Source organism: Bradyrhizobium sp., assembly GCF_030646015.1.
GTDB lineage: Bacteria > Pseudomonadota > Alphaproteobacteria > Rhizobiales > Xanthobacteraceae > Bradyrhizobium.
Genome location: NZ_JAUSLT010000043.1, coordinates 1 through 4,098 on the forward strand (window position 1 = coordinate 1; position 4,098 = coordinate 4,098).

4 protein-coding genes are annotated in these 4,098 nt (G+C 65.1%); all 4 read left to right on the forward strand.

All coding sequences use genetic code 11. The annotated features are described in order from the left end of the window. Window positions 1-249, forward strand: a 249-nt coding sequence (locus tag Q7T45_RS06470; RefSeq protein ID WP_370691222.1) for an oligopeptide/dipeptide ABC transporter ATP-binding protein, incomplete at its 5' end; no start/stop codon positions are given. Next, the gene (locus Q7T45_RS06475) at window positions 249-1,235 is read left to right on the forward strand and encodes an ABC transporter ATP-binding protein (RefSeq protein WP_304868918.1); all 987 of its coding nucleotides are present in this window, start codon (window positions 249-251) and stop codon (window positions 1,233-1,235) included. The genes Q7T45_RS06470 and Q7T45_RS06475, both read left to right, overlap by 1 nt. Before the next feature lie 51 nt (window positions 1,236-1,286). Continuing rightward, on the forward strand, window positions 1,287-2,351 hold the full coding sequence (locus Q7T45_RS06480) for an alcohol dehydrogenase (protein ID WP_304868913.1): 1,065 nt from the start codon (window positions 1,287-1,289) through the stop codon (window positions 2,349-2,351). A gap of 123 nt (window positions 2,352-2,474) precedes the next feature. Next, a complete protein-coding gene (locus tag Q7T45_RS06485) occupies window positions 2,475-3,554 on the forward strand; it encodes an isocitrate/isopropylmalate dehydrogenase family protein (RefSeq protein ID WP_304868915.1) in 1,080 nt (359 codons plus the stop codon). The last annotated feature ends 544 nt before the right edge of the window (window positions 3,555-4,098 follow it).

A 4,098-nucleotide genomic window follows, 5' to 3' on the forward strand; every position in this document is an offset into this window, starting at 1 on the left:
CCCTATACCGAGGCGCTGCTGGCGGCGATCCCGAAGATCGATGCCAAGCCGCATACGCGGCTGCCGGCGATTTCGGGACGCCCGCCGGACCCGACCCGGCCGATCCAGGGCTGCTCGTTCTCGCCGCGCTGCCGCTATGCCCGCGGGCTCTGTCATCAGGAGAAGCCTGCGCTCACGGTTGCGGAATCCGCCGACCACCGATTTGCCTGCTTCCACCCCATTCCGGCACCCGTCGGGGTCGGCGCGTGATGCAGGAAAGCCAAAAATCCGCGGCGCGCGAACCGCTGCTCAAGGTCGAGCATCTGGTCGTCGAATATCCCGTCGGCAGCAAGACGGTCCACGCGGTGTCGGACGTCAGTCTGGACGTCGGGCGCGGCGAGACGCTGGGCCTGGTCGGCGAATCCGGCTGCGGCAAGTCGACACTCGGCCGCGCGGTGCTGCAGCTGCGGCGTCCGGTTTCGGGCCGGGTGCTGTTCGACGGCCAGGATCTCACGGCGATGCAAGGCGACACCTTGCGGAAAATGCGCCGGCGCGTACAGCTTATCTTCCAGGACCCGATCGCCTCGCTGAACCCGCGGCGGCGGATCGGCGACATCGTCGCCGAACCGCTGGTGATCGCGGGCGTGAAGGATCCGAAGCAGCGTCAGAAACTCGTCCATGAGGTGCTCAGCGCGGTAGGCCTCGACCCAAACCTGGTGATGGGACGTCTGCCGCACGAATTTTCCGGCGGACAATGCCAGCGCATCTGCATTGCCCGCGCGCTGGTGCTCAATCCCGAATTCATCATCTGCGATGAGCCGGTGTCGGCGCTCGACGTCTCGATCCGCGCCCAGATCCTCAACCTGCTGGAGGATATGAAGGCGCGCTTCGGACTGACGCTGCTGTTCATCGCCCACGATCTGGCGGTCGTGAAGGCGGTCAGCGACCGCGTCGCCGTGATGTATCTCGGCCGGCTCTGCGAGGTCGGTCCGTCCGAGCAATTGTTCGCGCATCCAGCTCATCCCTATACCGCGCTGCTGATCGAGGCGATCCCGGTGCCGGATCCGGACGTGCGGCCGGCCGAAAGCGTGGCGGTGGGCGAGCCGCCGTCGCCGATCGCGCCGCCCTCCGGCTGCCGGTTTCGCACCCGTTGCCCACGCGCGGACCAGCGCTGCAGCGACGAAGTGCCGGAGCTTCGCGAGGTCGCGCCGGAACAGTTCGCGGCCTGCCATCATCCATTGATTGGCGCTGCCTAAGCGTCTAACAACGGCATCGAGAAAATAAAAAAAACCATCGGGAGAGAAGCGATGAAGAGTTTCCAGGTTGCCGATTTCAACGCCCCCTTGCGGGAAGTGGACGCACCGACGCCGCAGCCGAGCGGCACCCAGGTGCTGCTCAAGGTCAAGGCGGCCGGCGTCTGCCACAGTGACCTGCACATCTGGGAAGGCGGCTACGATCTCGGCCATGGCAGAAAGCCGCTGTCGCTGAAGGACCGCGGCGTGTCGCTGCCGCGCACCATGGGGCATGAGTCCGTCGGCGAGGTGCTGGCGTTCGGGCCGGACGCGAAAGATACCGCCGGCCTCAAGGTCGGCGACATCGTGCTGGTCTATCCCTGGCTCGGCTGCGGCAAATGCGAGACCTGTCTCGGCGGCGACGAGAACATGTGCGCCGTCAAGCCGAACGCGATCGGGGTCTATTGCGACGGCGGCTATGCCGACCACATGACGGTGCCGCACCCGAAATACCTGATCAATCTGAACGGTCTCGATCCCGTCACCGCGGCGCCCTATGCCTGCTCCGGCGTCACCACCTACAGCGCGCTGAAGAAGGTCGAGAAGGATTTCAACACGCCGATCGTGATCTTCGGCGCCGGCGGCCTCGGCCTGATGGCGCTGTCGCTGTTGAAGGCGATGGGCGGCAAGGGCGCCATCGTCGTCGATATCGATGCGCGCAAGCGCGAGGCCGCGATGGCGGCAGGCGCGCTCGCCACCGTCGACGGCAAGGCCCCCGACGCGCTGGAGCAATTGACAAAAGCCGCCGGCGGCCCGATCCGCGCCGTGATCGACCTGGTCGGCAATGCCGCGACCGCGCAGCTCGGCTTCGACTGCCTCTCCAAGGGCGGCAAGCTCGTCATCGTCGGCCTGTTCGGCGGCGGTGCGCCGTGGGCGCTGCCGCTGATCCCGATCAAGGCGATCACCATCCAGGGCAGTTATGTCGGCAATCTGCGCGAGACCAAGGAACTGCTCGATCTGGTGCGCAACATGAAAATCCCGCCGATTCCGGTGACGACGATGCCGCTGGCCCAGGCCAACCAGGCCCTGCTCGATCTGCAGAAGGGGAAACTGGTCGGCCGCGCGGTGCTGACGCCGTAGGTTGCCGTCATTGCGAGCGCAGCGAAGCAATCCATCTTTCTTCGCGCGACCACATGGATTGCTTCGCTGCGCTCGCAATGACGTTGCTAGTAGATTGCTTCTATCTCTCGCTAAGGAACTCTCATGTCCGCCAACAACGCCCTCCACATCGCCGTGCTCGGCGGCGACGGTATCGGCCCCGAGGTGATGGCGCCGGCGCTGGAAGTGCTGCGCAGGATCGAGGCGACGACCGAGCTGAAATTCCGCTTCACCGAGGCGCCGGCCGGCGCCAATCATTACCGTGAGACCGGCAAGTCGATGCCGGAAAGCACGATCCGGCTGTGCGACGAGGCCGACGCCGTCCTGCTCGGCGCCTGCGGGCTGCCGTCGGTGCGTTACCCCGATAACACCGAGATCGCGCCGCAGATCGAGCTGCGCGTTCATTTCGATCTCTATGCCGGCGTGCGGCCGGCGCGGCTCATCCCGGGCGTGCCGAGCCCGATCGTCGGCGCCGATGCGCGCGGCATCGACCTGATCGTGATCCGGGAATCCACCGAAGGCCTGTTCGCCTCGATGGGCAAGGGCGTTGTCACCCACGACGAGGCGCGCGAGACGCTGGTGATCACGCGAAAAACCTCGGAGCGGCTGTTCGAGTTTTCCTTCCGCCTCGCCGAACGTCGCAAGGCACGCGGCAAGCCCGGCTCGTTGGCCTGCGTCGACAAGGCCAATGTGTTCAAGGCGTTTGCCTTCTTCCGCGGGATTTTTGACGAGGCCGCCAAAAAACATCCCGGGGTCAAGGCCGATCACATGTATATCGACGCCTGCTCGGCGCTGCTGGTGAAACGGCCCTGGGATTTCGACGTCATGGTGACGGAGAACATGTTCGGCGATATTCTCTCCGACCTGACCGCCGGTTTGATCGGCGGCATGGGCATGGCGCCGTCGGCCGACATCGGCGACAAACACGCCGTGTTCCAGCCCTGCCACGGCACCGCGCCCGACATCATGGGGCAGGGCAAGGCCAATCCCACCGGCATGATCCTCTCCACCGCGATGATGCTGGACTGGCTCGCCGACAAGCACGGCATCGAAGGTGCCGCGGAAGCCGGCGAACGCATCGAGCGCGCGGTCGACAAGGTCTATGCCGACGGCATCAAGCCGATGGAATTCGGCGGCAGCAACGGCACGGCGGATATCGCGAAAGCGGTGATCGCGGCGTTGTAGGGGAGGCGGCGCGTGTGACGCGTTATCTCTCTGCGTCGTCCCTGCGAACGCAGGGACCCATACGCCGTGCAGTCGATAGGGTGGATGGTGTTGGCGGACTCGTTGAACCATTGCGCCGTGTCCTAAGCCGACCAGGGTTATGGGTCCCTGCGTTCGCAGGGACGACGCGAGAGGGTTCAATTTTCAAACACACCTTCTCGTTCTCGCGGCATGTTCCGCCCGAGGTTTGCTAACAATTTCCTTGCCCTCCAAATCACAAGGGCGCAGGGAAAGCCGGGTGCGCGCTGCACCCGCGGTCTCGTGTGCAAAATGCACGAGTAAAAACGCACACGAGCATACAGGTTCAGCGGAGGCATCCGACTTTCCCTGCGCAATGGTTTACGGCTTATACGTGATCTCCCCGGCGATCGGCTTTCTTGCCACCGTCGCCCGCGCTGCTTAACGCGAACTTGACACCAGCACCGAGGTGTCGGGACCACACGACTTCGCCGTCCGCCTCAGGCGCCCTCGTCAGGAGCGCCATCCGCGTCCACCGCATCCCCTT

Excerpts from the sequence above, each read along its gene's own strand:
- Q7T45_RS06475 (WP_304868918.1), top strand. The coding sequence starts at position 249 with ATGCAGGAAAGCCAAAAATCCGCGGCGCGCGAACCGCTGCTCAAGGTC.
- Q7T45_RS06480 (WP_304868913.1), top strand. The coding sequence starts at position 1,287 with ATGAAGAGTTTCCAGGTTGCCGATTTCAACGCCCCCTTGCGGGAAGTG.
- Q7T45_RS06485 (WP_304868915.1), top strand. The coding sequence starts at position 2,475 with ATGTCCGCCAACAACGCCCTCCACATCGCCGTGCTCGGCGGCGACGGT.